Origin of the sequence: Variovorax sp. YR266, assembly GCF_900107295.1 — a bacterium.
GTDB lineage: Bacteria > Pseudomonadota > Gammaproteobacteria > Burkholderiales > Burkholderiaceae_C > Variovorax.
In genome coordinates this window covers 353,080-379,949 of record NZ_FNPM01000004.1, presented here as the reverse complement: position 1 = coordinate 379,949, position 26,870 = coordinate 353,080, and the positions used below count along the sequence as shown (strand labels likewise).

General features: G+C 66.6%; 24 protein-coding genes. 11 read left to right on the top strand and 13 right to left on the bottom strand.

Translation table 11 applies throughout. From position 1 onward, the window contains the following. Positions 1-11 precede the first annotated feature (11 nt). The 4 genes from BLW48_RS13630 to argE form a co-directional block, all read right to left on the bottom strand. Complete coding sequence (locus BLW48_RS13630; protein ID WP_093053681.1) at positions 12-785, bottom strand: MHYT domain-containing protein; 774 nt, start codon at positions 783-785, stop codon at positions 12-14. Positions 786-925: 140 nt separating this feature from the next. Next, positions 926-2,578 (bottom strand): outer membrane protein assembly factor BamB family protein, encoded by a 1,653-nt coding sequence (locus BLW48_RS13625; RefSeq protein WP_093175433.1) that lies wholly within the window; start codon positions 2,576-2,578, stop codon positions 926-928. 113 nt (positions 2,579-2,691) lie between these two features. Continuing rightward, a complete protein-coding gene (locus BLW48_RS13620) occupies positions 2,692-3,957 on the bottom strand; it encodes a DUF445 domain-containing protein (RefSeq protein WP_256330772.1) in 1,266 nt (421 codons plus the stop codon). Next, a complete protein-coding gene (argE, locus tag BLW48_RS13615) occupies positions 3,950-5,116 on the bottom strand; it encodes an acetylornithine deacetylase (RefSeq protein ID WP_093053687.1) in 1,167 nt (388 codons plus the stop codon). Before argE ends, BLW48_RS13620 begins: the two co-directional genes overlap by 8 nt. A gap of 105 nt (positions 5,117-5,221) precedes the next feature. On the opposite strand from argE, the gene BLW48_RS13610 reads away from it, so the two are divergent. The 4 genes from BLW48_RS13610 (at position 5,222) to BLW48_RS13595 (ending at position 9,310) form a co-directional block, all read left to right on the top strand. Further along, on the top strand, positions 5,222-6,412 hold the full coding sequence (locus BLW48_RS13610) for a glycerophosphodiester phosphodiesterase (protein ID WP_093175430.1): 1,191 nt from the start codon (positions 5,222-5,224) through the stop codon (positions 6,410-6,412). Positions 6,413-6,431: 19 nt separating this feature from the next. Continuing rightward, on the top strand, positions 6,432-6,929 hold the full coding sequence (locus tag BLW48_RS13605; RefSeq protein WP_093175428.1) for a nucleoside deaminase: 498 nt from the start codon (positions 6,432-6,434) through the stop codon (positions 6,927-6,929). A gap of 87 nt (positions 6,930-7,016) precedes the next feature. Beyond that, positions 7,017-8,219, top strand: a complete 1,203-nt coding sequence (locus tag BLW48_RS13600; protein WP_093053693.1) for a M20 aminoacylase family protein — start codon at positions 7,017-7,019, stop codon at positions 8,217-8,219. Then, positions 8,216-9,310, top strand: a complete 1,095-nt coding sequence (locus BLW48_RS13595; RefSeq protein ID WP_093175426.1) for a M14 family metallopeptidase — start codon at positions 8,216-8,218, stop codon at positions 9,308-9,310. Before BLW48_RS13600 ends, BLW48_RS13595 begins: the two co-directional genes overlap by 4 nt. Before the next feature lie 22 nt (positions 9,311-9,332). On the opposite strand, the gene BLW48_RS13590 is transcribed toward BLW48_RS13595, so the two are convergent. Next, a complete protein-coding gene (locus BLW48_RS13590) occupies positions 9,333-10,460 on the bottom strand; it encodes an ABC transporter substrate-binding protein (protein ID WP_093053698.1) in 1,128 nt (375 codons plus the stop codon). 51 nt (positions 10,461-10,511) lie between these two features. Between BLW48_RS13590 and BLW48_RS13585 the strand changes: the two genes are divergently transcribed. Genes BLW48_RS13585 through BLW48_RS13575 form a run of 3 tightly spaced genes read left to right on the top strand, consistent with a single transcriptional unit; the run spans position 10,512 to position 14,006 of the window. Beyond that, complete coding sequence (locus BLW48_RS13585; protein WP_093175423.1) at positions 10,512-12,575, top strand: molybdopterin-containing oxidoreductase family protein; 2,064 nt, start codon at positions 10,512-10,514, stop codon at positions 12,573-12,575. Then, positions 12,572-13,696 (top strand): aminopeptidase, encoded by a 1,125-nt coding sequence (locus tag BLW48_RS13580; RefSeq protein ID WP_093053704.1) that lies wholly within the window; start codon positions 12,572-12,574, stop codon positions 13,694-13,696. Before BLW48_RS13585 ends, BLW48_RS13580 begins: the two co-directional genes overlap by 4 nt. Continuing rightward, entirely contained in the window at positions 13,689-14,006 is a 318-nt protein-coding gene (locus BLW48_RS13575) for a polyhydroxyalkanoic acid system family protein (protein WP_093053707.1), read from the top strand. The genes BLW48_RS13580 and BLW48_RS13575 overlap by 8 nt, the downstream gene beginning before the upstream one ends. 12 nt (positions 14,007-14,018) lie before the next feature. Here the strand turns inward: BLW48_RS13575 and BLW48_RS13570 are convergent, their stop codons facing one another. The 7 genes from BLW48_RS13570 to BLW48_RS13540 form a co-directional block, all read right to left on the bottom strand. Continuing rightward, positions 14,019-14,756, bottom strand: coding sequence for an SDR family oxidoreductase (locus tag BLW48_RS13570; protein WP_093175421.1), 738 nt, complete (start codon positions 14,754-14,756; stop codon positions 14,019-14,021). Between the two features lie 117 nt (positions 14,757-14,873). Continuing rightward, positions 14,874-16,400 carry an FGGY-family carbohydrate kinase gene (locus BLW48_RS13565; RefSeq protein ID WP_093175418.1) on the bottom strand — a complete coding sequence of 509 codons (1,527 nt, stop codon included), beginning with the start codon at positions 16,398-16,400 and terminating at the stop codon, positions 14,874-14,876. A 15-nt stretch (positions 16,401-16,415) separates the two neighbouring features. Further along, positions 16,416-17,543, bottom strand: a complete 1,128-nt coding sequence (locus BLW48_RS13560; protein WP_093175415.1) for an alcohol dehydrogenase catalytic domain-containing protein — start codon at positions 17,541-17,543, stop codon at positions 16,416-16,418. Between the two features lie 37 nt (positions 17,544-17,580). Then, positions 17,581-18,561 (bottom strand): ABC transporter permease, encoded by a 981-nt coding sequence (locus BLW48_RS13555; protein ID WP_093175413.1) that lies wholly within the window; start codon positions 18,559-18,561, stop codon positions 17,581-17,583. A 96-nt stretch (positions 18,562-18,657) separates the two neighbouring features. After that, positions 18,658-20,169: a sugar ABC transporter ATP-binding protein gene (locus tag BLW48_RS13550; protein ID WP_093175410.1), complete on the bottom strand. Its 1,512-nt coding sequence runs from the start codon at positions 20,167-20,169 to the stop codon at positions 18,658-18,660. Between the two features lie 25 nt (positions 20,170-20,194). Further along, entirely contained in the window at positions 20,195-21,115 is a 921-nt protein-coding gene (locus BLW48_RS13545) for an ABC transporter substrate-binding protein (protein ID WP_093053723.1), read from the bottom strand. 110 nt (positions 21,116-21,225) lie between these two features. Beyond that, positions 21,226-22,116, bottom strand: a complete 891-nt coding sequence (locus tag BLW48_RS13540; RefSeq protein WP_093175408.1) for a helix-turn-helix domain-containing protein — start codon at positions 22,114-22,116, stop codon at positions 21,226-21,228. Positions 22,117-22,368: 252 nt separating this feature from the next. Between BLW48_RS13540 and BLW48_RS13535 the strand changes: the two genes are divergently transcribed. The 4 genes from BLW48_RS13535 to BLW48_RS13520 all read left to right on the top strand — a co-directional run bounded on the left by BLW48_RS13535 (position 22,369) and on the right by BLW48_RS13520 (position 26,541). After that, positions 22,369-23,607, top strand: coding sequence for a CaiB/BaiF CoA transferase family protein (locus tag BLW48_RS13535; RefSeq protein ID WP_093175405.1), 1,239 nt, complete (start codon positions 22,369-22,371; stop codon positions 23,605-23,607). Between the two features lie 66 nt (positions 23,608-23,673). After that, complete coding sequence (locus tag BLW48_RS13530; protein WP_093175403.1) at positions 23,674-25,323, top strand: S8 family peptidase; 1,650 nt, start codon at positions 23,674-23,676, stop codon at positions 25,321-25,323. Continuing rightward, complete coding sequence (locus tag BLW48_RS13525; RefSeq protein ID WP_097200545.1) at positions 25,320-25,571, top strand: hypothetical protein; 252 nt, start codon at positions 25,320-25,322, stop codon at positions 25,569-25,571. The genes BLW48_RS13530 and BLW48_RS13525 overlap by 4 nt, the downstream gene beginning before the upstream one ends. 55 nt (positions 25,572-25,626) lie before the next feature. Next, on the top strand, positions 25,627-26,541 hold the full coding sequence (locus BLW48_RS13520; protein ID WP_093053738.1) for a DNA/RNA non-specific endonuclease: 915 nt from the start codon (positions 25,627-25,629) through the stop codon (positions 26,539-26,541). A gap of 21 nt (positions 26,542-26,562) precedes the next feature. On the opposite strand, the gene BLW48_RS13515 is transcribed toward BLW48_RS13520, so the two are convergent. Then, positions 26,563-26,820: an acyl-CoA-binding protein gene (locus BLW48_RS13515; RefSeq protein WP_007835415.1), complete on the bottom strand. Its 258-nt coding sequence runs from the start codon at positions 26,818-26,820 to the stop codon at positions 26,563-26,565. Positions 26,821-26,870: the final 50 nt, after the last annotated feature.

The following is a 26,870-nucleotide window of genomic DNA, read 5'->3' as shown; positions in this document are numbered from 1 at the left end:
TCAGCCGGTCATCAGCTGGCGCGCGCGCGTGGCGCGGCAACGGGGGCATCGAGGCTGCTGCCCGTGACCACCCAGTAGATGAAAATCAGCACCGCGCCGGCCGTGCCGAACACCGTGAGACCCATGTAGCTGCCGCCGATGGCCAGCGCGTCGGCGGGCGCGGCTGCGATGCAGACCATGCTGGCCGCGCTCATGCCCACGTAGTGCATGGTGCAGACCGCTACCCCCATCACGGCAGCGGCCGCGACCTTGTGCGAGAACTTGCGCAGGTTGAACGCCAGCCACAGGGCCGCCGCGGCGGCGGTGACGGCGATGAGCACCGACAGCCCGACCACGGCCAGGTCGAAGTTCATCGAAGCGCGCATGCTCATCGCGAACATGCCCATGTAGTGCATCACGCAGACGCCGATGCCGGCCAGCAGGCTGCCGGCGAGCCAGCCCGATTTGCTGAACTTGCGCCGTCCACCGGCCATGTACAGCGCAATGCCGGAGATCAGGATGGCCGCCACCAGCGACACCACCGTGAGCGGCATGTTGTACGAGATGGCCACCGGCAGGCGGTACGCCAGCATACCGATGAAGTGCATCGACCAGATGCCGATGCCGCCCAGCGCCACCGCGGCGCAGGCCACGACGGCGAGGTTGGGCTTGCCGTCGGCGCCGACCATGCGGCCGGCGCAGATGAGGGCCACCAGCGAGCCCGCGAATGAGATCAGGAAGGAGAGCGCCACCATGCCCAGGGAGTACTCGGGCGACAGGAGTTGGCCTACGACGAGCGGAGTCATGCGATGTCCTTTCAAGTTCAGGAAAAGAGCGCCTCGCAGACCTCCCGACTACCGGATGCAATCGGGACGCCACAAGACGTCCCGCGCAGTCTGTAATATTTGTTTTTAAAAGTAAACTCCAATTTACACTTATTGTTACTCTACCTTACGGGGCGAATTCGATATATCGAATTGTTGCGATCGGCCGACATGTAGATCGTGCCGTCGCGTCCCACGGCGACGCCCGTGACCACGTAGGGCGGAGGCAGCCCGGGGCCGGGCGCGAGGCCGATCGGCAGGTTCTCGGCGACCGTGCGGCGCGTGCCGTCGGGGGCGATTTCCACCAGCCGCCGCGCCGCGCTCTCGGCCACGATGAAGCTGCCCCACGGCGTTTGCGCCACGCCTTCGGGCAGCGCCAGCCCGTCAGCCACGGTGCGCAACGGCGCGCTGGCGTCCAGCGGAATGCGCAGCAGCTTGCCGGCCGCCTCGGTCACGTAGAGCGCGCCGTCCTGGCCGACGATCATCTGCACCGGGCCGTTCAGGCCGCTAGCAAGCACTGACTTTTCAGTGAACTTCGGCCCGCTGGCGCGGGTGATGCTGCCGGTAGCTATTTCGGCGTAGATCACGCTGCCGTCGGGCATGGGAATGGCGTCGAACGGTGCCTTCAGGCCGTGGATGGTTTCTACGGTCTTCAGCGTCTGCCGGTCGACCAGCTGCACCGTGCCCGTGAACCACGAGCTCAGCGCAAAGAGTTTTGGCGACAGTCCAACTGCGAAGGGGTAGTCGAGTTCCGGCTCGCGCTGCATGCGGAACACGTCGCGCACCTCGCCCGTGCGCACGTCGACCTGGCGGAAGCCGAAGACGTCGGCCACCCACAGGTCGTCGCCGTCGATCTTCATGCCGGCCGGCACCGCCACCTTGCCGCTGGTGAGCGTGCGAAGTTCGCCGGTGGCGGGGTTGAAGGCCTGCACCTCGTTGTTGGCCATGTTCGACACATAGATCGTGCCGTCCGGCGCGATGACCAGGTTGTCGAGCGAGGCCCGCAGCTGCTTTGCGACCGTCTTGCGCCCGGTGGCGAGGTCTACTTTCACCAGCTCGCCGCTGCGCGCATCGACCACCCAGAGGTTGCCCTTGCCGTCGAGGTTGGCGGCGGCCGGGATCTTGAAGCCATCGGCGATCACGGTCATGTTGCCGTTCGCCGGGTCGATCTTCACGACCTGTCCCTTGAACCACAGCGGCCCGTAGAGCATGCCGTCGGGGCCGGCCTCGAAGCCGTTGAAGCCGCCCATGTCCTTCTTGATGAGCCGCGGCGGCTTCTGGCCTTCTCGGTCGATCTCCCACAGCGCGTCGCCCAGGAACACCTGCGAGGCGTAGAGCTTGCCGTTGCGGCGGTCGAAGTCGAGCGAGTTGAGGCCCGGCAGGTCCTTGGCCAGCACACGCAGCGGGGCGGTGTCGCTCTCGCGGTAGCGCAGCATGCCCATGAGGTAGTTGGTCCAGGCCAGTTCGCCCTTCGGACCCACGGCGATGTCGTCGGCCTGGCCCTCGGGCGCATCGATGAGCACCTTGGCCACGCCGGTGTTGCGGTCGACCTCCCACAGCGTGTTGCCGACGACCGAACCCGCGAGCAGCCGGCCCTTCGCGTCGATGGCCAGCCCGTGCACCCCCGAGAAGGATGAAGGGGCGACCAGCGCCTCAGGAGCACCCCACGATGCGGGCCGCGTGGCAGGCGATGGCGGCGCGACCGTGCTGCAGGCGCCGATCAGGGCGAGGGTGGCGGTCAGTGCGACCGCGCGAAGGCTGCTTCGACAGGGCATAGCGTTTTCTCCTCTTGTTGATGCGCGAAGCAGTCTAGGAGGCGAAAGGGGCCGCAAAGTCTCTCCGGAGACACTATGCGGACTTTCGTCCGCTGTGGATTACCCGAGCCCGTTCAGCCGCGCAGCAGCTGAGTGACCGTGTGGATCAGCAACCCCACCAGCCCGCCCACCAGCGTGCCGTTGATGCGGATGAACTGCAGGTCGCGCCCGATGTGGCGTTCCAGTTCGAGCGTCATCTCTTGCGCGTTCCACTCGCCGACGCGTTCCTCGATGTAGCGGCGGATGTCTTCGCGGTAGCGCTCGATGGCCAGCGGCGCGGCGGCCTCGATCTGCTCGTTGATCCAGCGGCGGATGGCTTCGTCGCCCTGCAGCCGCGTGCCCAGCGCGCCAGCCATCGAGGCGATGCGCTGGCGGATGGCCGAGTCGTCGCGGCCCAGGTCGTCGTGCAGCCACGCCAGCAGCTCGCCCCACAGCCCGTGCAGGTAGTCGCCGAGGGCGGGGTGCGCGATGAGCTCGGCGCGGATCTGCTCGCCGCGCTGCTGGAACTCGGGGTCGAGCTTCAGGCGCACCACGAAGTCGTCGACGAAGTGATCGAAGCGCTTGCGCATCGGATGGTCGGGCTCGGCCGCGAGCTCGCCGATGGTGCGCGCCACGGCCGCGACGATCTTGCGCGTGGCCAGCTTGGCCGCCACCTGGTCGAGGCCCACGTAGCGCAGCGTCTTGATCTCGCGCGCAATGGCCTCGGTGATGTGCGCCTGCACCTCGTCGCCTTCGAGCAGGCCGGCCACCTGCTGCAGCACGTCGTCGAGCAGGGCCTGGTGGCGCCCGCCGGCGGTGAGCGCATCGAGCGCCTGGCCGGTCAGGCGCGAGAGGTCAATTTTCTTGAGGCCGGCTGCGGCGGCACGCCCCATGAAGTCGCGCACCCGTTCGTCGTCGAAGGCCGAAAGCCCGTAGCGCGTGGCGGCCACGCCCCATTCGCCGAGCTTCTCGCCGCTGGCGGGGCGTGCCAGCCAGTCGGCGATGCGCCCGGCCGCATCGAACTGCCGCAGCTTGCCGAGCACCTGTTCGGTGCTCAGGAAGTTGTCGCAGATGAAGCCCGCGAGCTTGGCACCGATGCGGTCCTTGTTGCTCGGGATGATCGCGGTGTGCGGGATGGGCAGGCCCAGCGGATGGCGAAACAGCGCCACCACCGCGAACCAGTCGGCAATGGCGCCGACCATCGCGGCTTCGGCAAAGGCGGCCACGTAGCCCCAGGCCGGGTGCTGCGCATGAAGCGCGCTCGCCGCCGCGTAGAGCAACGCCGCGCCGCACAGCAGGCCGAGCGCGACACGCTTCATGCGCCCCAGCGCATCGCCGCTGCTTTCCGCCGGTTCAGCCAATGGCGGGCGTGGAAGCAAGGCGCTCCATGAACAGCTCGCAGCGCGCGAGTTGCTCGAGGCTCACGAATTCGTCGGGCTGGTGCGCCTGCTCGATGCTGCCGGGTCCGCACACCACGGTGGGGATGCCGGCGTTCTTGAACAGGCCCGCTTCGGTGCCGAAGGCCACCAGCGTGGTGCGTTCTTCGCCCGCCAGGCGCTGCGCCAGTTTGGTGATCGGGTTGTCGGCCGCGCCAAGGAAGCTCGGAATCTCGCAGATGGTCTCGAAGCTGAAGCCCGCGTCGGGCGCGACCTTCTTCATCGCCGGTTCGATGCTGCCCGCGTAGGCCACCACGTCGGCCTGCATGCGCTTGGCGTCGGCGGTCGGCAGGTCGCGGAATTCATAGCGGAACTCGGCGTCGCGCGGCACCACGTTGTCGGCGATGCCGCCGTGGAACTGGCCCACGCTCGCGGTGCTGAAAGGCACGTCGAAGCCCTCGTAGCGGGGCTCGTTGCGCTCGAAGTCTTCCGCCATGTCGCGCACCTTGCCGATCACTCGGGCCGCCATTTCGATGGCGTTGACCGACTTCGGCGTGAGCGAGGAATGCGCTTCCTTGCCGCGCACGCAGCACTTGTAGCGGTACACGCCCTTGTGCGCGATGGCGGGCACCATGCTGGTGGGCTCGCCCACGATGCAGGCGATAGGCTTGATGTTGGCGTCGCGCATGTCGGCGATCAGTTCCTTCACGCCGAAGCAGCCGATCTCTTCCTCGTAGCTGAAGGCGAAGTGCACCGCGAAAGGCGAGTCGCTCTCCAGGAAGCGATGGGCATTGGCCAGCGCGATGGCGATGAAGCTCTTCATGTCGGCCGAGCCGCGCCCGTAGAGGCGCTCGTTCTGCACCACGGCGGAGAGCGGGTCGACGCTCCAGTCCTGTCCGTCCCAGGGCACCGTATCGGTGTGTCCCGAGACGATCACGCCGGCTGGCTTGCCTTCGCCCAGCGTGGCGAACAGGTTCGCTTTGGTGCGTTCGGCGTTGTAGGTGATGCGGCTTTTGACGCCCAGGGCCGCGAGGTGGCTCTGCGCGAAGTCGATCAGTTCGAGGTTGCTGTTGGCGCTGACGGTGTTCATGCGCACCAGGGTCTGGGCCAGCAGCAGGCTTTGGGGGGAAAGCGTGTGGAGCATGCAACACATTCTCCCGGAAGTCGGCGCGGCGCGTGCGTGGATGTCGTAGCCGTCACGCGAAGCGGGTACGCTGCCCCTCTTCTTTTGGACGGAGAAACCAGCACCATGCGCACCCTTCAGATCGCCTTGACCGCCACCGCCGCCCTCTGCGTGGCCGCCTGCAGCACCACCGGACCTTCCAGCAACAAGCTGCTGACGCTCGACGGCAACCCGCCGCTGGTCATCGCCCACCGTGGTGCATCCGGCTACCTGCCGGAAGAAACGCTCGAAGCCTATGCGCGCGCCATCGAGCTAGGCGCCGACGTGATCGAGATGGACCTGATCTCCACCAAGGACGGCGTGCTCATCGCCCGCCACGACCCCAACCTCGCCATCAGCACCGACGTGGCCAAGCATCCCCGCTTCGCCTCGCGCAAGAAGACCATCAAGGTCGACGGGGAAACCCAGACCGGCTGGTTCAGCAACGACTTCACGCTGGCCGAGATCAAGACGCTGGGCGGCATCTCCACCGACGCCGAGCGTCCGCAGGAATTCAACGGCAAGTTCAAGATCGTCACGTTCCAGGAGATCATCGATTTCGCCAAGGCCAAGTCGAAGGAAACCGGCCGCACCATCGCCATCTACCCCGAGACCAAGAACCCGACCTACTTCCGCGACCTGGGCCTGCCCCTGGAAGACAAGGTCATCGCCGCCATCAACGCGGCCGGCTGGAACAGCAAGACCGCGCCCATCTACGTGCAGTCTTTCGAGCCGGGCAGCCTCAAGTACATGAAGAGCAAGGGCCTGAACACCAAGCTCATCCAGCTGATCGACGGCGACAGCGTCGACCTGAAGACCGGCGCCGTGACCTTCGCCGTGCCCAGCGACCGCCCCTACGACTGGACCAAGGCCGGCGACAAGCGCAACTTCGACGCCATGGTCACGCCCGCGGGCCTGGCCGAGATCAAGACCTACGCCGACGGCATCGGCCCATGGAAGCGCTACATCGTGAGCATCAAGGGCACCATCGGCGCCGACGGCAAGCCGGTGGACGTCAACAAGGACGGCAAGATCAACGACGCCGACGCCACCTCCACAGCGCCCACCTCGCTGATTGCCGATGCGCACAAGGCCGGCCTGTTCGTGCACCCATTCACCTTCCGCAACGAGTCGCGCCGCCTGGCGTCCGACTACAACAAGGACGGCAAGAACGAATACGGCGTGTACTACAAGCTCGGTGTGGACGGCGTGTTCACCGACTTCACCGACACCGCCCTGGCTGCGCGCGCCGACTACCTGAAGAGCATCGGCCGCTGAGCGGAGGCATCGTCCAGGCATGACGACCGACCTGTCGCCGCGCGACCTCGAACTGCTGCGCATGGCCATCCGCCTGTCGGATGAGTCGAAGGCGCGCGGGCGCCATCCCTTTGCCGCGCTGGTGGCGAACGAGCATGGCGAGGTCGTCGTCACTGCGGGCAACAACTCGATGCCGCCCGAGGGCGACCCCACGCAGCACGCCGAGCTGGCCGCCGCCGCGCAGGCCGCACGCCTGCTCACGCCCGAGCAGCTCGCGCGCTGCACGCTGTACACAAGCGCCGAGCCCTGCTGCATGTGCGCGGGCGCCATCTACTGGACGAACATCGGCCGCGTGGTCTACGCGCTTTCAGAGCATGCGCTGCTCGGCCTGACCGGCGACCACCCCGAAAACCCGACCTTTTCGCTCCCCTGCCGCGAGGTCTTTGCGCGCGGGCAGCGGCGCGTGGAGGTGGTGGGGCCGCTGCTCGAAGAGGAAGCCGCCGTGCCGCACGTCGGCTTCTGGACCGCCGGGCACTGAACCCCGAGTGCGCACGCGGGGTGCGCATTTTTGGTGGTGCCTCGAAACGCCAGAGTGGATAGACTGGCATTTTGAGACGTCCACGCCATGAAACTCATCGACTCGCTCGTCACGCAGGCGGCCGGCATCGCCGCCGTCCGACGTGACCTCCACGCCCACCCCGAACTCTGTTTCCAGGAAGTCCGCACCGCCGACGTGGTGGCAGGCAAGCTCACCGAATGGGGCATTCCCATTCACCGCGGCCTGGGCACCACAGGCGTGGTCGGCATCGTCAAGAATGGCTCCAGCAGCCGCGCAGTCGGCCTTCGCGCCGACATGGACGCGCTACCCGTCACCGAGCTCAACACCTTCGCCCACGCCAGCAAGCACCACGGCAAGATGCACGCCTGCGGCCACGACGGCCACACGGCCATGTTGCTCGCAGCCGCCCAGCACCTGGCGAAGAACCGCAACTTCGACGGCACCGTCTACCTGATCTTCCAGCCCGCGGAAGAGGGTGGCGGCGGCGCCCGCGAGATGATCAAGGAAGGGCTGTTCGAGCAGTTCCCCATGGATGCCGTGTTCGGCATGCACAACTGGCCCGGCATGAAAGCGGGCCAGTTCGCCGTGAGCCCCGGGCCGGTGATGGCCTCGGGCAACAAGTTCCACGTCAACGTGATCGGCAAGGGCGGCCACGCCGCGCTGCCGCATACGGGCATCGACCCGGTGCCTATCGCCTGCGAGATCGTGCAGGCCTTCCAGACCATCCTCACGCGCAAGATGAAGCCGACCGATTCGGCCGTGATCTCGGTCACCACCATCCATGCCGGCGAAACCAACAACGTGATTCCCGACAACTGCGAGCTGTCGGGCACGGTGCGCACTTTCTCGCTGGAGGTGCTCGACCTGATCGAGGCGAAGATGAAGCAGATCGCCGACCACATCTGCGCGGCGCACGACGCCACCTGCGACTTCCGCTTCGAGCGCTACTACCCGCCCACCATCAACACCGAGGCCGAAGCCGACTTCGCGCGCCGCGTGATGGGCGGCATCGTCGGCCCCGAGAACGTGCTGAAGCAGGAGGCCGCCATGACTTCCGAAGACTTCGCCTTCATGCTGCAGGCCAAGCCCGGCGCCTATGCCTTCATCGGCAACGGCGACGGCACGCACCGCGACGTGCACCACGGCGAAGGCCCGTGCACGCTGCACAACGCCAGCTACGACTTCAACGACGACCTCATCCCGCTGGGCGCCACCTGCTGGGTGCAGATCGCCGAGCAGTTCCTCAAGCCCGGCGGCGCAGCGACATGATCGGCATCGCAGAGGCCTTTTCGCCGCGCTACGCCCAGGCGCGCCAGAAGTTCCTGCAAGGCTGCGTGAGCGCCGGCCTCACGGTCGAGCCGCATGCGCATCCGCTCAAGGGGCGCGACGGCGAAGACCTGTCGATGGACGTCGCGCTGGACGGCGACGCGAATGCGCAGAACCTGCTGATCGTCAGCAGCGCCTGCCATGGCGCCGAGGGCCACTGCGGCAGCGGCGTGCAGGTGTTCGCGCTGCACGATGCCGAATGGCGCGAGAAGGCCAAGGCACAGGGCGTGGCGGTGCTGTACGTGCATGCGCTCAACCCGCACGGTTTTTCCTACGGCCGGCGCGTGACGCACGAGAACGTCGACCTGAACCGCAACTTCATCGACTTCTCGAAGCCGGTGCCGGTCAACGAGCCGTATGCCAAGCTGCACGACCTGCTGCTGCCCGCCACCTGGCCGCCCACGCCCGAGAACCAGGCGGCGGTGGACAAGTGGATCGCAAAGCACGGCGCCACTGCCTACCAGGCGGCCGTGACCAGCGGGCAATACCAGTTCGACGATGGCCTGTTCTTCGGCGGCAAGGCGCCGACCTGGAGCAACAAGACCATCCGCGGCGTGCTCAAGCGGCACGCGGGCAACGCGAAGCGCATTGCCTGGATCGACCTGCATACGGGGCTGGGCCCGAACGGTCTGGGCGAACGCATCTTTGCCTGCCGCGACGACAAGGTCGCCTATGCGCGCGCCAATGCGTGGTGGGGCACGCCCGCCGCGCCCGTCACCTCGATCTACGACGGCTCCTCGACTTCGGCGCTGCTGCGCGGGCTGATGTGGGACTCTGTGTACGAGGAGTGCCCGCAGGCGGAATACACCGGCATCGCGCTCGAATACGGCACGCTGCCGATCCTCGAAGTGACCGGCGCGCTGCGCGCCGACCACTGGCTGCACAAGCACCCCCAGGCGCCGGCCGACCTGGCCGACGGTATCCGTGCTCGGATGCTGGAAGCGTTCTATACGGACACCGATGCCTGGCGCGGGCAGATCGTCAGCCAGGCGCGGCAGGCGATGTTCCAGGCTGCTGACGGGCTCAGCGGCTGACCTGATCGGTCAGCACAAGCCCCTAAGTCCTGACCCGCCCATCCCCAGTCAGCATCGAAAGCTCGACGAACTTCGACGCCACGTGGTTCTTGGCAGAGAACGACACCTCGAACCCACCAAACTGCTGGCGGTCGATGCTTTCCAGCCCCGCGATCAGGCTCTCGCGCGTGGGCTTGCCCGGGGCCTTGCGCAGGCCCTCGGTCAGCACCTTGGCGGCCAGGTAGCCCTCCATGCTCGAAAAATTGGCACTCGCGCCGCCGCCGGCCTTGCGTACCGCCTCGGTGAACTCGCGCGCCAGCGCATTGGCCTGGTTGTAGGGCGAGGGCACCACCTGCGTCACCATCACGCCGGCCGCGTCCTTGCCCAGCTCGTCCGCCAGCGCCTGCGTGCCGACGAAGGACATGTTGAAGAAAGTGCCGCCGTAGCCCGCCTTGCGCGCCTCGCGGATGAAGGCCGCGCAGGCCTTGTATGCGCCCACCTGCACTACCGCGTCGGGCCGCGCCGCCACGATGGTCTTCACCGCCTGCGCTACGTCGGACGAGTTGCGCTCCACCGTGGCCAGCGCTACCGGCTTGAGCTGCTGCTCGCCGAGCGCCAGCGTCACGCCGTCGAGCCCGGCCTTGCCGTAGGCGTCGTTCTGATAGAAGACCGCGATCTTCTTCAGGCCCAGGTGGGTGAGCTGCTTCACCATCAGCGCCGTCTCGTCGTTGTACGAGGCGCGCAGGTGGAACACATTCTTCTGGAAGGGCTCGCGCAGCGACATCGCGCCGGTGAAGGGGGCCACGAACGGCACCTTGTCCTTCACCGCCAGCGGCAGCGCCGCCAGGCTGGTCGGCGTGCCGATGTAGCCGAAGAGCGCGAACACGTCTTCCGAGATCAGCTTCTGCGTGTTGGCCGCGCAACGGTCGGGCTCGTAGCCGTCGTCGAGGTTCTTGATGACCACGTCGCGGTGCCCCGATTGGGCGTTGTACTGGTCCAGGAACAGCTTGGCGCCCTGGTGAAACTGGATGCCCAGCTGCGCCGCCGGACCGGTGAACGCTGCCGACTGGCCCAGCACAAGCGGCGTGTCGCCCTGTGCCCGCGCGATGCCGAAACTCCCCAGCGTGGCGGCCGCGCCTGCGGCCAAAGAAAAATGACGTCGATTCAACATGATGAAAACCCACTCCCGCGCTCTGACTCGCGCACAAATTAGACTCGCCCGATGGCCCACGCACCGGATACCTTGCTCGAAGAAGCGCCTCCCCAGCCCGTAACGACCACCGTGCTGGGCGCCTGTCCCCACGACTGTCCGGACACCTGCGCGCTCGTTACCACCGTCAAGGACGGCGTGGCCGTCAAGCTGCAGGGCAATGCCGCCCATTCGCACACCGGTGGCGTGCTGTGCACCAAGGTGTCACGCTACATCGAACGCAACGACCATGCCGAACGGCTGGTGCAGCCCCTGAAACGTGTCGGCCCCAAGGGCAGCGGCCAGTTCGAGCCGGTGTCTTGGGAAGCCGCATTGGACGACATCGCCGCGCATCTTCGAGTATTACAGGGAAAACCCGAAGCTATTGTCCCCTATAGCTATGCGGGCACCATGGGGCTGGTTCAGGGCGAGTCGATGGACCGGCGCTTTTTTCACAAGCTGGGCGCCACCTTGCTGGACCGCACCATCTGCTCGATGGCCGGCGGCGAAGCCATGGTCTACACGCTGGGCGCCAAGGTCGGCATGCGCATCGAATTCTTCGCCGAGGCCAGGCTGATCCTGATCTGGGGCAGCAATTCCATCGCAAGCAACCTGCATTTCTGGCGCCACGCACAGGCCGCCAAGCGCGCCGGCGCGCGGCTGGTGTGCATCGATCCGCGCAAGACCGAAACCGCCGACAAGTGCGACGAGCACATCGCGTTGCTGCCCGGCACCGACGCCGCGCTGGCGCTGGCCCTGATGCACGAGCTGATCGTGCACGACTGGCTCGACCACGACTACATCGCCAGCCACACGCTGGGCTGGGAGCAGCTGCGCGAGCGCGCGTTGCAATGGCCGCCGTCGCGCGCGGCCGAAGTCTGCGGCATTCCCGAAGAACAGATCGTGTCGCTGGCCAGGGCCTACGGCACCACCAAGCCGGCTGCGATCCGACTGAACTACGGCATGCAGCGCGTGCGCGGCGGCGGCAACGCGGCCCGCGCCATCGCCTGCCTGCCGGCGCTGGTGGGCGCCTGGCGCAACCGCGCGGGCGGCCTGCTGCTGAGCAGCTCTGGCCACTACCCGGTCGACCGCGCCGCGCTGCAGCGCCCCGACCTGCTGGCCGGGCGCAAGCCGCGCACCATCAACATGAGCACCATCGGCGACGCGCTGCTGGACACCGCCAACCCGGTGGAGGCCATCGTGGTCTACAACAGCAACCCCGTGGCGGTGGCGCCCGAGTCGGCCAAGGTGGCGGCGGGCTTCGCGCGCGAAGATTTGTTCACCGTGGTGCTGGAGCAGTTCCGCACCGACACAGCCGACTACGCCGACTACCTGCTGCCCGCCACCACGCAGCTGGAGCACTGGGACATCCACTGCAGCTACGGCCACACCGACGTGCTGCTGAACCGCCCGGCCGTGGCGCCGCGCGGCGAGGCCCGCAGCAACGCCTGGGTGTTCCGCGAGCTGGCGCGCCGCATGGGCTTTGGCGAGCCCTGCTTCTCGGATTCCGACGAGACGCTGTGCCGCACCGCCTTTGCCGACAACGCCATCGACTTCCCCGAGCTGCTCGCGCAGGGCTTCACCAGCGTGAAGCTGCCCGAGGCGCCGTTTGCCGAAGGCAGCTTTCCCACGCCTTCGGGCCGCTGCGAATTCTTCAGCGCGCGCCTCGAAGCCATGGGCATCGGCGGCCTGCCTGACCACGTGCCCAACTGGGAGCCGGCCGGCAGTTCGACCGAATTTCCGCTGGCCATGATCTCGCCGCCGGCGCGCAATTTCCTCAACTCCACCTTCGTCAACGTGACAAGCCTGCGCGCCATCGAGGTCGAGCCGCTGCTCGAGATCCACGAGGCCGACGCCGCCGCGCGCGGCATCGAGGACGGCGCGATGGTGCGCGTGTTCAACAAGCGCGGCGAGCACCGCTGCCGCGCCGAGGTCTCGCGCCGCGCGCGGCAGGGCGTGGTGCACGGCATGGGCATCTGGTGGCGCAAGCTTGGCATGGATGGCACCAACGTCAACGAGCTGACCAGCCAGCGCCTGACCGACATCGGCCGCGGCCCCACGTTCTACGACTGCCTCGTCGAGGTCGAAAAGGCGTGAGGCCTCTCCCCGCGCTTGCGCTGGCCGGCGCGCTGTTGCTCACCGGCTGCGCCGACCTCGGCTACTACTGGCAATCCGCCAGCGGCCACATCGGCATCATGCGGGCCGCCAAGCCGGTGCCCGAGTGGCTGGCCGACCCGGCCGTGTCCGCGCCGCTGAAGGCCAAGCTCGAACTCACGCAGCGCATCCGCCGCTTCGCTTCCGCCGAACTCGGCCTACCCGACAACGCCAGCTACAAGTCGTACGCCGACCTGCACCGCCCCGCCGCCGTGTGGAACGTGGTGGCCGCGCCGCCGTACTCGCTCACGCTCAAGAGCTGGTGCTTCCCGGTGGCGGGCTGCGTGGGCTACCGCGGCTACTACAGCGAGGACGCGGCCAAGGCCGAAGCAGAGGCTCAGAAGAAGCAGGATCTGGAGGTGGCCGTGTACCCCGTGCCCGCGTACTCCACGCTGGGCTGGATGAACTGGGCCGGCGGCGACCCGCTGCTGTCCACCTTCATCGGCTACCCCGAGGGCGAGCTCGCGCGCATCGTGTTCCACGAACTGGCGCACCAGGTGCTCTACGTGGCCGGCGACACGGTGTTCAACGAGTCGTACGCCACGGCCGTCGAGCGCATTGGCGGGGCGATGTGGCTGCAGCGCGAAGCCGGCGAGCAGGCCCGCCGCGAGTACGCGCAGTTCGATGGGCAGCGCCAGGACTTCCGGGCGTTGGCGCTCAACACCCGCCGCGCGCTGACGCAGGTCTACGAATCGCCCGAAGCCAAGGCCAAGGACTGGGCCAAGGTCGAGGTCATGAAGCAGGCGGCCATGGCCGATTTCCGCGAGCGCTACGCGAAGCTGAAGGAGGGCTGGTCCGGCCCCCGCCGCAACGCCTACGACGCCTGGGTGGCGCGCGCCAACAACGCGGCCTTCGGCGCGCAGGGCGCCTACGACGATCTCGTGCCCAGCTTCGAGAAACTCTTCGAGCACGAAGGCCATGACTGGCCGCGCTTTTACACTGAGGTCCGGCGCATCGCCGCGCTGCCGACCACGGAAGAACGCCGCAGTGCCCTGCAGGCGGCGACCGGCATCATGCAAACCCATTCCAGCCCGGAACAAAAAAACGGAGATCACGGTGCCTGACATCCATATCGAACGCAACCACACGCTGGGCATCGCCGGGGCGCGCGTCGCCGCACGCCAGTGGATCAAGCAGGCCGAGCAGGAGTTCGGCCTCGAATGCGTCTACACCAAGGGCGAAGACCGCGACGTGGCAACCTTCACGCGCGCTGGCATCGACGGCACCGTCGAGGTCACGGCCAGCACCTTCACGCTCGACGCGACGCTGGGTTTCCTGTTCAGCAGCTTCAGCGAAATGATCGAGCAGAAGATCACGCGCAACCTCGACGCGTTGCTCGAATCCCCCCGGGGTGGCGGCACCCGTCTCGCCTGAGAGACTTCGGCTTCAGACGATGGTGTAGCCGCCGTCCACCGGCAGCGCCACGCCGCTCACCATCGACGCGCCATCGCTCAGCAGAAAGAGGATCGGCGCCACCACTTCCTCCACTTGCGCAAAGCGGCCCAGCGGAATGTTCCTGAGGGCGGCAGCGCTCTTGTCCGCGTCGGCCCAGGCCTGTTCGGCCATGGGCGTGAGCGTGACGGTCGGGTTCACGCTGTTCACGCGGATGCCGTGCGGCCCGAACTCCAGGCACAGCGAGCGCGTGATGGCGTCCATCGCGGCCTTCGAGGCGCAGTAGCAGAGGTGCGCGTCGAGTGCGACCAGCGAGGCCTGGCTCGACACGTTGACGATGCTGCCGCGTATGCCGGCCGCGATCATGGCCCTGCCGCAGCGTGAGGCCATGAGTGCTGCGGCACGTGCGTTGACTGCCATCACGGTGTCGAAGCTTTCGGCCTTCATTGCGACAGCGGATTCGAGCAGTGCGATACCGGCGCAGTTCACTACGAGGTCGAATGCTTGCAACGCGGTGAGCGCGCGCTCCAGGGCGGGTGCGTCGGCCACGTCGAGCGCGAGTGGCGTGCAGCCGGCTTCGGCGTGCAGAGTCTCCAGTGCCGCGGCGTTGCGTCCCACGGCTGTGACCTTTGCGCCGGACTGCGCGAGTCGCATCGCCACTGCGCGGCCGATGCCGCTGCTCGCGCCAGTCACCAGTGCGCGTTGGCCGGAGAAGTTGAAGGAGGTTGTCATGTCAGTTGCTTCAGTGTTCGTTCGGGGTGGGTGCGAATGACACCGGGTGCTCCCCTCCGCGAATGTCCCCCGGCCTGCGGCTTCCTCCTTTATTTCGCTCCAGATCGCATCGAGCAGTCATTTCAGCCGATGCATCGCATCACGCAACGCTGGATAAAGCGATTTGTAGATTTCGAAGCGCTCGCGATACACAGCCTGTGCCGCGGGTTCGGGCCGCGCCCGCTCCACCAGCGTGACCCAGCCGCGCTCGGCCGTCGCCGCATCGACCAGCCCCGCGCCCAATGCCGCGAGCATTGCCGCACCGAGCGCGGCCTCGACCTCTTGTTCGATGGTGAACACCGGGTAGCCCGTGATGTCCGCCACGATCTGCATCCACAGGTCCGAGTGCGCCGCGCCACCGACCACGATCAGCCGGTCGTCCAGCGGCTGCCCGCTCTGGCGTCCCGCCTCGATGTTGTGCTGCAGTGCGAAGCTCACGCCTTCGAGCACCGCGCGGTACAGGTGCGCCCGGCTGTGCGCGAGCGAGAGGCCAATGAAGGCGCCCTTGGCCTGCGCGTCCCAGATCGGGCTGCGCTCGCCCATGAGGTAGGGCAGGAACACGAGGCCTTCCGCACCGGGTGGCACGTCGACGGCCTTGCGCTCGATCAGTGCGTGCGCATCTTCGCCGGTGCGCGCCGCCTCTGCCACTTCGGCCTGGCAGAAGGCTTCGCGGAACCACGTGATGGCTGCACCCGCCGTGATCGCGCCGCCGAATACATAGCTGCGGTCCGCACCGCTGTACACGTGCGGCATCGTTATGAGTTTGTGCCGTGCATCGACCGTGGGGCTCACGAAGCCCCAGCACATGCTGGTGCCGATCATCGCCACGTGGTCGCCGCTGCCGGTGACACCCGCGCAGAAGGTGGCCACCGCTGCATCGACGCCGCCCGCCATCAGCGGCATGCCTTCGACAAGGCCGAGCTTCGCGGCCCATTCGGCGCTCAGGCCGCCGACCACCTCGCTCGACTCGACCAGGCGCGGCGGCATCATGCGCGACGGAATGCCGAGCATCTGCATCGCCTCTTCGGACCACTGCCGGCGCGCCGCGTCGTACACGCCGCCGATGTTGCCGGCGGAACTGTGATCGACGGCCAGCTCGCCCGTGAGCCGCCAATTGATATAGCTGTTGGGTGGCAGGAAATGGCGCGTCTTCGCCCACACATCGGGCAGGTGCTCGCGCACCCACAGGATCTTGGTGAAGCCGTAGTAGCTGTCGACGCCGTTGCCGGTGATGGCTTCGAGGCGTGGCACTTCCACGTTCGCGTTCACCCATGCGACCTCGGCGGTGGCGCGGCGGTCCATCCAGATCAGGCAAGGGTGCAGCGGCTGCATCTGCCCGTCGACCGGAATGCCCGCGCCGCCGTACAGGCTGCTCACGCACATCGCTGCGATGTCCGACGGCGCGACGCCGCTGCCGGCCACACAGGTGCGCACGCTCTCGCACACCGCGTCGAACCACACGGCGCAGTCCTGTTGAGCCCACAGCGGCTTCGGCGTCTCGGGCTGGTAGGCCACGCTCGCCTGCGCATGCACCTTGCCGTCGATGCCGACCAGCAGGCACTTGGTGCTCTGCGTGCCGATGTCGACGCCGATCACGTATTTCATGGTGTGTTGTCTCTCTCAGGATCGGGGCTGCGGCGTGAGCAGCACCTTGATGGAATCCAGCGAGTTTGCCAGCGCGAAGGCGCGCTCCCATTCGGTCAGCGGAAAGCCGTGCGTGACGATGCCCTGCGAGGTGACCAAGCCGCGCGCCAGCAGGTCGATGGCAACGGGGTAGCAGTAGGGCCCCAGGTGCGCACCGCGCACGTCGAGCTCCTTGCGGTCGCCGATGATCGACCAGTCGGCGCTCGTTTCCGAGCCGAACACGCTGAACTCGACGAAGCGGCCGAGCTTGCGGATCATGTCCAGCCCCTGCGTCACGCCGATGGGGGCGCCGGTGGTCTCGATGTACACGTCGCAGCCGTAGCCTTCGGTCCAGCCCTTGACGATGGCATCTGCGTTCTCGGTCTTGGGGTTGATGACGACGTCGGCGCCGTATTGCTTGGCGAGCGCCAGTCGTTCCGGCACGAGGTCGATCACGATGAGTTTCTTCGGCGTCTTCAGCGCCGCGACCTGCACCATCATCAGCCCCAGCGGGCCTGCGCCGGCGATGACCACCACGTCGTCGAGCTGTATGTCGCCGCGGTTCACCGTGTGGATCGCGCAGGACAGCGGCTCGATGATGGCCGCGTCTTCCAGCGAAATGCCGTCGGGGATCTTGTGCACGCGCGAGGTCGGCGGCAGGCGCATGTAGTCGGCCATGCCGCCATCGGCCACGATGCGCTGGAAGCCGAAGATGTTGTGCACTTCGCACATCCAGTACTTGCCTGAAGTGCAGAAGCGGCACTTGCCGCAGGGCACGATCTGCTCGGCGATCACGCGGTCGCCTTTCTCCACGCCGAAGTGCTCGCCCGCGCCTTCGCCGAGGGCTTCGACGTAGCCGAAGAATTCATGGCCGGGAATGACCGGCGCCTTGACCCATGAGGGCTGGCCGTCGCCGCCCCAGAACATCTTCGCGCCCGAGTGGCATTTGCAGTCGGAGGCGCAGATGCCGCAGGCGGCGATGGAGATCAGCAACTCGTTCGGGCCGATGGCCGGCATGTCGACGGTTTCGAGGCGATAGTCCTTGGGGCCATGGCAGACGACGGCCTGCATGGCGAGCTGGGCGATGGCGCCGGATGTGCCGGGTTGGAGCTTTTGATAAGACATGAGGTTGGGGGAGTGGGGGAATGTGTCTGTTGCGAAGTCAGCGCCTGGCTTCGCGGCTGATGAAGATGGCGAGCAGGACGATCCCGCCCTTGATGATCAATTGCAGGTACGGCGACACGCCGATCATGTTGAGGCCGTTGTTCAGCACGCCCAGCAGCAGCGCACCGACCAGCGTGCCGACGATGGCGCCGCGCCCGCCGGCAATCGATGTGCCGCCCATCACCACGGCTGCGATGGCGTCGAGCTCGAAGCCCACGCCCACGCCGGGCTGTCCGCTGGTCACGCGCGCTGCCTGCACGATGCCGGCGATGGCGGCGGTCAGCCCGCTCAGCGCATACACGAGCAGCTTGTAGCGCGACACGCGCACGCCCGAGAGTCGAGTGGCTTCCTCATTGCCGCCGATGGCATACACGTAGCGGCCGAACGGCGCCATGTTCAGCAGCACGTAGGCCACGAGGTAGGTCGCCAGCATGATGAGGATCGGTACCTTGATGCCGGCCAGCACGCCGCCGCCGAGAAAGGCGAAAGAATCGGGCAGCCCGTCGATGGGATAGCCGCCCGTGTAGATCAGCGCAATGCCGCGCGCAATGCCCATGGTGGCCAGCGTCACGATGATCGGCGGCATGCGCAGGTAGGCTACGCAGTAGCCGTTGAACAGGCCGATCACCACACCCACGGCCAGGCCGAGCGGCACCGCCAGCATCGGCGGCAGCCCGAACTGCACCATCATTCCCGAGGCCAGCGTGCCCGACAGCGCCACCACCGCACCCACCGAAAGATCGATGCCGCCGGTGAGGATCGCGGCCGTCATGCCCACCGCGATGATCGCGTTGATCGACGACTGCAGCGCGATATTCTGCAGGTTGCCCCAGGAGAGAAAGTTGTCGGTCGCGACGATCATGAAGACCGAGATCGCGACCAGGCCTACCAGTGGGAGGAAGGCTGTGGAGCGGCGCAGCTGGGTGAAGAAGCCGCCTGCAGGTGCCGGTGGTGTGGGGTGGGTTGCGGTTGCGTTCATTTCATGTGCTCCACTGGGTATTGCGCGAAGACGGGATGCCCTGTGCACAGTGGGCGCCGTCGGCGTGATCGCGCCTCGAACAAATCTCTGTCGCAGTCATTGAGCGCCTCCCGACGAAGTGGCGTAGCGCATGATGTCGCCCGAGTTGATGGAGTCGCCCTCCAAGGTGGCCACGATGGCCCCGCCCGAGAACACGGCAACACGGTCACACATGCCAACAATCTCGGGCAGCTCGCTCGAAATCATCACGATCGATTTGCCTTGCCGCGTGAGCTCGCGCATCAGGCCGTAGATCTCGGCCTTGGCACCTACGTCGATGCCGCGCGTGGGTTCGTCGAAGATCAGCACTTCAGAGGCGTGGCCGAGCCAGCGCGCGATCACCACCTTCTGCTGGTTGCCGCCTGACAGCGTGGCCACGCGCGTCTCGATGTTCGGCGCTTTCACACCGACGCGGCGCGAGAGTTCACCGGCCGCCTGCTTCTCCGACGCCTGGCTCACCAGCCCCGCGCTGCGGTGCCTGCCGAGGTTGTTCAGCGAGATGTTGAAGCGGATCGTGAAGTCGGTGATCAGCCCTTCGACCTTGCGGCTTTCGGGCAGCAGGCCGATGCCGTTTTCCAGCGCCTGCGTCGGGTCGTCCAGGCGCACGGGCTTGCCGTTGCGCAGCACTGTCTTGCGGTGCACGCGGTCGGCGCCCATCATGCCCAGCGCCAACTCGGTTCGGCCCGAACCGACCAGCCCCGCAAAGCCGAGGATCTCGCCTTCATGCAGATCGAAGGCGTTGATGGGGCCGCCCTTCGCTAGCTGGATGTGCGGCACTTCGAGCACCTTGCGCCCGCGCGGCGCGGGCACCGGCTTCGGCGGAAAGTTGTGTTCGATGCGGCGGCCCACCATCATTTCGACCAGCGCATCCACATCGGTCGCGCCCACCTCGGCATGTCCCGCATTGGCACCATCGCGCAGCACGCTGATGCGGTCACATACCTCGAAAATTTCGTCGAGGTGATGCGAGATGAAGATCATCGCCACGCCCTTGGCGCGCAGCTCCCGCATGATCTTGAACAGGTGCCCGGCCTCGTTCGGCGTGAGCGTGGCGGTCGGCTCGTCGAGCACCAGCAGGCGCGCCTTCAGCGACAGCGCCTTGCCGATTTCCACGAACTGCTGCTGCGCCACCGAGAGCCGGCAGATCGGCACGCCGAGATCGATCTGCACACCCAGTTCGTCGAACAGCGCCTGCGCAGAGCGCTTCATCGCCGCCTTGTCCATCAGCCCGAAACGGTTCTTCAGGTAGCGGCCGAGAAAGATGTTCTCCACCGCGTTCAGGTACGGGATGAGGCTGAACTCCTGGAAGATGATGCCGATGCCCGCCGCAATCGCATCGTTGTAGCCCGCGAACTTTCGCTCGCGGCCTTCGATGAAGATACGCCCCTCGTCGGCCTGGTAGATGCCGCCGAGGATCTTCATCAGCGTCGACTTGCCCGCGCCGTTCTCGCCGAGCAGCGCATGCACCTCGCCCTTGCGGATCGAGAGGTCGATGCCCGCGAGTGCCTTCACGCCCGGAAAGCTCTTCGAGACGCCTTCGAGCCTCAGCATTTCGGCGGTGTCGTTCATGGCCGTGCGCTGCTTCTGGCGTCGGTTACCAGGTGAAGGTCTTCGCGCCTTCGGCGTCGATCAGCTTCACGTCGACCGGCACTGCAGCGGGCACGTTGGCACCCCACTTCTTCGCCAACGCGATGCCGATGGCCAGGCGGATCTGGTCGCGCGGGTACTGCGCGGTGGTGGCGATGAACTTCGAGCCCGGCTTCTGCATGGCCTTGATGGCCTCGGGTGCGCCGTCCACGCTGGTGAGCTTCACGTCCTTGCCGCTGGCTTCGATGGCCGCGAGCGCGCCCATCGAGCCGCCGTCGTTCACGCTGAAAACGCCCTTCAGGTCCTTGTTGGCCTGCAGGATGTTCTCGGTCACGGTGAGCGCGGTGGCGCGTTCCTGCTTGCCGTTCTGCGTGCTCACCACCTTGATGCCGGGGTACTTGGCGAGTGCTTCGCGGCAGCCCTTCACGCGCTCCAGAATCGGCACCACGGGAATGCCGTCGAGGATGGCCACGTCGCCTTTCTCGCCGATGCTCTTTGCCAGGTATTCGCAGGCAAGGCGTCCGGCGTCGGTGTTCTTCGAGCCGACGAAGGAATCGACCGGGCCCTGCGCGTTGGCGTCCACCGCCACCACCACGAGGCCCGCCTTCTTGGCCGAGCGCACGGCCGACTGCACGCCGGTGGAGTCGGTCGGGTTCAGCAGCAGGATGTCGACCTTCTTCTGGATCATGTCTTCCACGTCGCCGATCTGCTTGGCCACGTCGTGCCGCGCGTCCGTGGTGACCACGGTCGCGCCGATGCTGGCAGCGGCCTCTTCGAGCGCCTGCTTCATCGTCACGAAGTAGGGGTTGTTGAGCTCCTGGAAGGTCATGCCGATGCGCAGCGGCTGCTTCGGGGCCTGCGCCTGCGCGGCGGATGCGCCGCAGACCAATGCGGCAGTAAGGGCGGTGGCTTTGAGGATGTTCTTCATGGTGGCTGTCTCCTTGGGTTTGTGACTGTCTAAAAACGCGGACAAAGGCTCGCCCCACGCGGTGCCCGAAGGGCCGCGTCGGTGACGACACGGGGAACACGCAAGCCCGGCTACGGCGGGTTGGCGGCACGCGAGGCCGCGGCCTGCATGCGATGGAAATTGCGGAACTTGGTCGGCGGCATGCGCTTGTGCAGCAGGAACTGCCGGTTGAAGTTCGACACGTTGTTGAAGCCCACGTCCATGCAGACGTCGAGCACCGGCTTCTCGCTGTTGGTGAGAAGCTCGCAGGCGCGGCTGATGCGCAGCCGGTTCACGTAGCGCACGAACGATTGGCCCGTGTGCTTGCGGAAGGATCGCGAAAACGCGCTCGGGCTCTGACCTACCAGCTCGGCCAGCATCGGCTCGCGCAGGTCGTCGCCGAGGTTGGCCGCGATGTGCGCCAGCACGTTGTTGATTGCGTGCGACATGAAAGCCTTGGGGTCGGGCTTGAACGCGGGGCTGGCCAGGCGCAGGCGGTCGTTGCCGTCGGCCAGCAGTTCGAGCAGCGACAGCAGCAGGATCACGCGGCGCAGGCCGCGCGCCTGCAGCAGCGATTCCATGATCGGCTTGGCCGCGGCGGCGGTCTCCACCGAGAACAGCAGGCCCGAGCCCGATTCGGCCAGCAGCGGCGCGATGCGCTCGAACTCGGGAAAGGTGCCGGCCATGTTCTGCATCAGCCCGGCCGGGAACTGGATCACGATGCCGCGCCGCTCGACGCTCTGGCCTGCGGGCACGTCGCTGATCCAGTTGTGCGGCAGGTCGGGGCCCATCAGCACGAGGTTGCCCGGCTCGAAATGGCCGACGTGGTCGCCCACGAAATACACGCCCTGGGTCTCGACGATCAGCTGGATCTCGTACTCGGGATGGAAGTGCCAGCGCACCGTGCGGTACGGGTAGCCGTGCGCCCAGCAGGTGAACGATTCGTCACCGCGGACTTCAACGATTTCCAGGTCGGGTTGCATGGGGCGGACTGTACGAACCGCTCCCGATGCCAACAACCAGAGATGGCGCCCGGAATCGATACTTTTTTGACTTCCGGGGAGGCCCGGATGGCCGATGCCGCGCCATGCATTGCGCCGCAGCAAACTCCTTTCTCCTCGGGGAGAGGAGGGGCGAGGGCAGTATTTGCTGCGCTGCGGAAAGCGCCGGATTCGCGGAGTCAAGAATTCATAGGTGTTTTCCCGCCCCGGCAGGCCCGGGCACACTCTGGCGTCATGACGACAACAAGCTCCTCCCCTCCGGCAGCGGGCCCGCTGGCCGGCCTCAAGGTCATCGAGCTCGGGCAGCTCATCGCCGGGCCTTTCGCCGCGCGCACGCTGGGTGACTTCGGCGCCGAGGTCATCAAGATCGAGCCGCCCGGCGCGGGCGATCCGCTGCGCACCTGGCGGCTGCTGAAGGACGGCACCTCCGTCTGGTGGCAGGTGCAGTCGCGCAACAAGCGCTCGCTGGCGCTGGACCTGCGCGAGCCCGAGGCGCAGGCCGTCGTGCGCAAGCTCGCGGCCGAGGCCGACGTGCTGATCGAGAACTTCCGCCCCGGCGCGATGGAAGGCTGGGGCCTCGGCCCCGACGAACTGCTGGCCGCCAACCCTGCGCTCGTGATGCTGCGCATCAGCGGCTACGGCCAGACCGGCCCGTACTGCGACCGCCCCGGCTTCGGCGTGGTGGCAGAGGCCATGGGCGGGCTGCGCCACCTCACTGGCGAGCCGGGGCGCGTGCCGGTGCGCGTGGGCGTGTCGATAGGCGACACGCTGGCCTCGCTGCACGGCGTGATCGGCGTGCTGATGGCAATGCAGCACCGCCACGCGACGGTGAGTGCGGAATATCCGAAGGGCAAGGGACAGGTGATCGACGTGGCGCTCTACGAGGCCGTCTTCAACTGCATGGAAAGCCTGCTGCCCGAGTACGGCGAATTCGGCGCGGTGCGCGAGGCGGCCGGCAGCGCGCTGCCAGGCATTGCGCCGACCAATGCGTACCGTTGCGCGGACGGCGGCTACGCGATCGTCGCGGGCAATGGCGACAGCATCTTTCGCCGGCTCATGGCGTGCATCGGCCGGCCCGACCTCGCGGCCGATCCTTCATTGGCCGGCAATACGGGCCGCGTGGCGCGGGTCGAAATGCTCGACGCCGCCATCGGCGACTGGACCGCGCAGCACACCGTCGACGAGGTGCTGGCCGCGCTCGACGCGGCGCATGTGCCGGGCGGGCGCATCTACACGATCGCCGACATCGCGGCCGACCCGCACTACGCCGCTCGCGGCATGCTGCAGCAGGTGCAGATGGCCGACGGCAGCGCGCTCGCAGTGCCCGGCTTCGTGCCCAAGATGTCGCTCACGCCGGCCAGCCACCGGCATAACGCACCGGCGCTGGGCGCGGACACCGATGCGGTGCTGAAGGAAATCGGCCTGAGCGCCGAGCAGATCGCCGCGCTGCACGAGCGCGGAATAGTGGGCTAGCCGATACGGGCCATTCATGGGCCTGAAATGGCCTCCGTGCGATAAACCGGGCAACAAGGAGAGTCCATGGCAGCAGCGAACAGGCGACAGGAAGCCCCGAAGCGAAACAGCAGCACCCCCGCGCGTGAAACCGAACGCGTCTACGGGACTGCGAAATGGGACTTGTCGAAATCGGACTGCGAGAAGGTGGAGCATCTGCTGGAGCAACTGCGTCTGCGCCGCGTGGCCGTGGAGCCCAAGTTCTCCGACGACGTCATCGTGTGGCCCTCCAGGAGCGCCGTGGCTGGCGGTGCAGAGATGGCGGCACTGAGCGCAATCAATCTCGGCAACGCGGCAGAGGCGCTCGGTCAAAGAGTGGAAGGTCGCGGCATTCCCCGGATGAAGCTCATCAAGCAGCTCGACGACGTGTCCGTGATGCAGGCCAACTCGTCCGCCCTGCTGGCGATGCGCCGCAACACGCCAGGGCTGCGGGTTGCACCTGCCGCATGGGCCTACCTCCAGTACATCCGGCCGCTGAGCGATGAATTGGATTCCAGCGCGATCCAGGTCGCGCCGGGGGCCAAGGTCAAGAGCTTCGAGTTGCATCTTGCGGACCCGCAGGGCAAGCCCGTGCCGGGCGTCCGGGTCAAGGCGCTCGTCGATTGGGACGGCGCGCATGTACCCGCGGTGACCGACAGCAAGGGAATCGCGAGCCTGGGAATTCCGGTGCTCTACCCGCGGGTGGAAATGATCCTGGTCGAGCCGGAACACACGCACTGGTCGGTCTTCATCAAGGGATTCGACCGGGTCGCGGCACCGAAGCGATTGAACGTGCAGGCCACGCCGCTGGTGCCCGACAGCTTCCAGCTGCTGGCGAACTACGCGCCATACGACCCTCAGGCCGGAGCGGGCGTGACGGTCGGCGTGATCGACAGCGGCGTCGGGCCGCATGCGGATATCGCCGTGGCGGGCGGCGGCTGTTTCGTCACTGGCGAGAATGCCGCGGATTTTCTCGACAACGGCATCGGGCACGGGACCCATGTCGCCGGCATCATCGCGGGCAAGAAAGCGGCCGCCACCGGCATCTATGGCCTTGCGCCGGCCTGCCGCCTGCTGGCCTACCGGGTCTGCCCGAAGACCGGCGAGCGTGGACGCGCGAAATCGACCGACATTGCCAGCGCGCTCGAACGCGCCATCAGTGACGGCTGCAACATCGTGAACATCAGCATGGGCAGCCTGGAGCCGATGCCGGAGATGCCGGACATCCTCCAGAAGGCGCGCGATGCCGGCGTTGTGGTGTTCGCGGCCACCGGCAACGACGGCCAGCCCCTGCTGCGCTACCCGGCCCGGTACAGCCACACACTGGCCGTCGGTGCGCTGGGGCGCGACGGGACATTTCCGGCCGATTGCCCCGAGAGCTTTCAGGAGAGCGAGATCCGCCGCAAGAAAGAGTTTGTCGCCGAGTTCTCGAACTACGGGCTTTCGACCGATTTCATCGGCCCCGGCGTGGCGGTGCTGTCGACGTTTCCGGGCGAAAAGTACGCAATGATGTCCGGCACCTCGATGGCCACGCCGTACTCCTCGGGCATGGCGGCCCGTCTGTTGTCAGGGAATTCGAAGCTGCTTAACATGCCTGACGGTCCTGAAAAGGCCGACGCCATCGTCAAGATGCTGTCTCAGACAGCGCAAAAGGTGGGTTGGCCAGCCGAATATGAAGGTTTTGGAGTTCTGAAGTGACAAGCGTCGTGTTGACCTACACAGGCAGCCCCGGCAAGAAATTGTCGGCGCAAGCACGGCTGCGCCGCAGCGTGCCGGGCGCGGTGCTCACGCCAAAGACGAGCACCCTGGTGGAAGCCCAGCTCGACGAGGAGCAGCTGGCGGCGCTCGAGCAGAACCCGGAATGGGCCGTGTCCCAGCCTAGCTTCGCGGAAATCCGCAAACCTGTCTTCAATCTGAAAAACGCACGCGCCAAGCTCGCGAAATAGCCGCAAGGCGCCCACGGCCGCTGGTGGTCATGGAGTTTTTTGGATAGGGAGCTTCATGTCCGATACAGACATCCAGGTCGTGAGCAATTCATGGGCCGGAATCCAGCGCGTCGCCGCAACGCCGAAGCCACCTGAGTTCTTCAGGGGCCGTGAAGGCTACGCACCAGAGTTCTTCGGGGACGCCAACCGAGTGGAACTGCCGTCGATGGGCGACGCCATCTCCATGGACGACATCGCAAAGCTCGAAGACGGCTCCTTCGAGCTCAAGTACCAGCACTTCAGCACGGTGCAATGCATTTCCCGGCGCGTGCCGCTTTACTCGGCGTGCAACATCGACGGGTCGAAGTCGAAGAACGTTCCGCGTCACGACACCTGGAACTACGATGGCCGCATCAAGAAGGAATACCAGATGCTGCGGGAGGCCTACGGCCCCGAGCAGGACAAGAAATTCTCCCGCGGCCACATGACGCGCAGGCAGGACCCGAACTGGGGCTCGCTGGCAACGGCGCAGCGGGCCAACATCGACACCTTCTTTGCCACCAACGCCTGCCCGCAATGGCAGCCTTTCAACGATGGGCTGTGGGGCGATCTAGAGGACTACATCCTCGGCAACGCCCAGGGCGACGACAAGCGCATCAGCGTCTTCACGGGCCCGATCCTCCGGTTGGACGACCCGGAGAGATTCGGCATCCAGATCCCGCGGGACTTCTGGAAGGTGGTTGCCTTCATCAGCGAGGCGACGGGCGAGCTGAGCGCCATCGCCTATCTGATGAGCCAAGGCACCTATCTCGATTCAGGAGTGGCGCGCGACCTCGAAGACTTCGACACATCGCAGCGTCCGCTCGCGTTCGTCGAAGCAGAGACCGGGCTCAAATTCGAAAGCCTCGAAGGGCGTGACGTGCTCGATGGCGTCGACATCGCGTTCGTCCAGCCCATCCGGCGCTACGCCGATACGAAGCTTCCGGCCTGACTGGCGCGAAGGCGCGGTCGATCAGCCGCGCAGGGATTCGATCAGGTCGATGTATTTCTGCTTGGCCTCGTCGGCGCTCGCACCCTTCTGGGCGGTCCACGCGTCCCACTTGGCGCGCGCGACGATGTCGCTGAAGCTGGGCTTCTTGGCGGTGTTGTCGCCCTCGGTGGCTTGCTTGAAGAGGCCGTAGATCTTCAGCAGCGTCGGGTTGTCGGGGCGCTCGGCGAGCAGCTTGGAGTTGGCCTGGGCGGCTTCGAATTGGGCGTTGAGATCAGACATGGCGGTCGAATTGAAGAAAAGCGGAAACCGTGCATCTTAAATTGCGCGGT

Excerpts from the sequence above, each read along its gene's own strand:
- BLW48_RS13630 (WP_093053681.1), bottom strand. The coding sequence starts at position 785 with ATGACTCCGCTCGTCGTAGGCCAACTCCTGTCGCCCGAGTACTCCCTG.
- BLW48_RS13625 (WP_093175433.1), bottom strand. The coding sequence starts at position 2,578 with ATGCCCTGTCGAAGCAGCCTTCGCGCGGTCGCACTGACCGCCACCCTC.
- argE (WP_093053687.1), bottom strand. The coding sequence starts at position 5,116 with ATGCTCCACACGCTTTCCCCCCAAAGCCTGCTGCTGGCCCAGACCCTG.
- BLW48_RS13610 (WP_093175430.1), top strand. The coding sequence starts at position 5,222 with ATGCGCACCCTTCAGATCGCCTTGACCGCCACCGCCGCCCTCTGCGTG.
- BLW48_RS13605 (WP_093175428.1), top strand. The coding sequence starts at position 6,432 with ATGACGACCGACCTGTCGCCGCGCGACCTCGAACTGCTGCGCATGGCC.
- BLW48_RS13600 (WP_093053693.1), top strand. The coding sequence starts at position 7,017 with ATGAAACTCATCGACTCGCTCGTCACGCAGGCGGCCGGCATCGCCGCC.
- BLW48_RS13595 (WP_093175426.1), top strand. The coding sequence starts at position 8,216 with ATGATCGGCATCGCAGAGGCCTTTTCGCCGCGCTACGCCCAGGCGCGC.
- BLW48_RS13590 (WP_093053698.1), bottom strand. The coding sequence starts at position 10,460 with ATGTTGAATCGACGTCATTTTTCTTTGGCCGCAGGCGCGGCCGCCACG.
- BLW48_RS13585 (WP_093175423.1), top strand. The coding sequence starts at position 10,512 with ATGGCCCACGCACCGGATACCTTGCTCGAAGAAGCGCCTCCCCAGCCC.
- BLW48_RS13570 (WP_093175421.1), bottom strand. The coding sequence starts at position 14,756 with ATGACAACCTCCTTCAACTTCTCCGGCCAACGCGCACTGGTGACTGGC.
- BLW48_RS13565 (WP_093175418.1), bottom strand. The coding sequence starts at position 16,400 with ATGAAATACGTGATCGGCGTCGACATCGGCACGCAGAGCACCAAGTGC.
- BLW48_RS13560 (WP_093175415.1), bottom strand. The coding sequence starts at position 17,543 with ATGTCTTATCAAAAGCTCCAACCCGGCACATCCGGCGCCATCGCCCAG.
- BLW48_RS13555 (WP_093175413.1), bottom strand. The coding sequence starts at position 18,561 with ATGAACGCAACCGCAACCCACCCCACACCACCGGCACCTGCAGGCGGC.
- BLW48_RS13550 (WP_093175410.1), bottom strand. The coding sequence starts at position 20,169 with ATGAACGACACCGCCGAAATGCTGAGGCTCGAAGGCGTCTCGAAGAGC.
- BLW48_RS13545 (WP_093053723.1), bottom strand. The coding sequence starts at position 21,115 with ATGAAGAACATCCTCAAAGCCACCGCCCTTACTGCCGCATTGGTCTGC.
- BLW48_RS13540 (WP_093175408.1), bottom strand. The coding sequence starts at position 22,116 with ATGCAACCCGACCTGGAAATCGTTGAAGTCCGCGGTGACGAATCGTTC.
- BLW48_RS13535 (WP_093175405.1), top strand. The coding sequence starts at position 22,369 with ATGACGACAACAAGCTCCTCCCCTCCGGCAGCGGGCCCGCTGGCCGGC.
- BLW48_RS13530 (WP_093175403.1), top strand. The coding sequence starts at position 23,674 with ATGGCAGCAGCGAACAGGCGACAGGAAGCCCCGAAGCGAAACAGCAGC.
- BLW48_RS13520 (WP_093053738.1), top strand. The coding sequence starts at position 25,627 with ATGTCCGATACAGACATCCAGGTCGTGAGCAATTCATGGGCCGGAATC.
- BLW48_RS13515 (WP_007835415.1), bottom strand. The coding sequence starts at position 26,820 with ATGTCTGATCTCAACGCCCAATTCGAAGCCGCCCAGGCCAACTCCAAG.